Raw genomic sequence first — 1,269 nt, 5'->3', positions numbered from 1 at the left:
ACTGTTGCGGTTGTGTCATCGACTCCGGATCTGAAGCCCACGTAGCCTTCAGGTACGGAGGAGAGCGATGATGCGGGCTGGGCCAGTGCTATCGGTGGCGGCCACGGTTTTGCTGTGTGGCTGCCTCCAGTCGGTGACCATCCCTCCGCTCGAAGTTTCGATCAAGGAAGCGTGCCGCGGCGAGGATCGTCTGATCGCGAGCGGCGAGGGGGCTTCGGCCTACCGCTGTGGCAAAGGCCCCAGAGCTCGGTACGCGGTCTACAAGGACGGCCGCCTCGTCAGAGAGGTCAACGAACTCGAAATTATCGATCTCGCTGCCGGGCTCACCTGCTTGCAAGCGGGCCATAAGCTAGGCTCACCTGAGCATGCCGTCTGTCGAGTCGAGACGGCCAACCTGACGGTCGCCAAAGCTCACGAAGTGCGGGCGGCCGAGAGATCTGAGGCACCCACCACTCAGCAGCTGGCCGAGCCGCTCCAGCTTCAGCCGAGATAGACGTCGACGCAGGCTGAGTGTTGCCCCGCCTCCCTAGCCTGACGCCGTACCGACTCAGTTTGCTCCGGATGTGCTAGTCACGGTCGCCGCTTGCGCCCATCACCGAACTGCCAGGAGGCTGCGCCATGCGCCTTGATCTTGACCCTCGTGGTTCCTGGCTCGTCGATCCTCGCGATCTTGCCGCCCGGCTTGGCATCTCGGTGGCCTACCTGAAGCGCCAGATGTCTCGTGGCCTCGTCACGAGCCGGTTGGATCCGGGGCGCGAGGAAGACGAGGGCCGCTCGCGCATCACGATCCGGGCCGCCATAGCGGCGTGGGAAGGGATCTTCGACCGCGACGGTCACCTGATCAGCGAGCGCCGTCTCTGAGCCGGGGCGGCACTCGCTCTGCAGCGCCTCCTGCTTCGCCTGACACGAACCTTGCACAAACGCCTTCCGGAAGGCGGCCCTTGGGTCAGGCGTCGCGCCCGACCTGGAAACGCTCGCAGCAGCAGGCACGATGCAGTCACTAAGGGGCGATCGCTTCATCGCGGTGACGAAGTGGCTCGGGCAGTCTGGGCTGAGGGGGAGTGATGCAGCTCAGCAAGGCTTTGGACGCGGTCTGGATTGTTCTCGGCCCGCTCTGCTTGGCGCTCTTTCTGTTCTGGGCTGATCGCGGCTTGGCAAGCCTTCGCGGCAAGGCCGCCCGCAACGAGCGGCGGCGGACGACCGCGATGTTCCTCAATGCGCTCGGCATTGCGTTCGTTGTTGCGGGTCTGGCGAACAGCTTTCTGGCCA

The 1,269-nt window shown here is 64.8% G+C and carries 3 protein-coding genes; all 3 read left to right on the top strand.

Going from position 1 to position 1,269, the window contains the following annotated elements; genetic code table 11:
- Positions 1-67: 67 nt before the first annotated feature.
- Positions 68-493, top strand: coding sequence for a hypothetical protein (locus tag MOX02_RS30610; RefSeq protein WP_147029512.1), 426 nt, complete (start codon positions 68-70; stop codon positions 491-493).
- Between the two features lie 125 nt (positions 494-618).
- Positions 619-861, top strand: a complete 243-nt coding sequence (locus tag MOX02_RS30605) for a DUF6522 family protein (RefSeq protein ID WP_147029511.1) — start codon at positions 619-621, stop codon at positions 859-861.
- 203 nt (positions 862-1,064) lie between these two features.
- A partial coding sequence (locus MOX02_RS30600) for a hypothetical protein (protein ID WP_147029510.1) occupies positions 1,065-1,269 on the top strand: 205 nt, incomplete at its 3' end.

This window comes from Methylobacterium oxalidis, assembly GCF_007992195.1.
GTDB classification, from domain to species: domain Bacteria; phylum Pseudomonadota; class Alphaproteobacteria; order Rhizobiales; family Beijerinckiaceae; genus Methylobacterium; species Methylobacterium oxalidis.
Note: the sequence above shows the minus strand (reverse complement) of the source record. Positions and strands in the feature narration are given on the sequence as shown.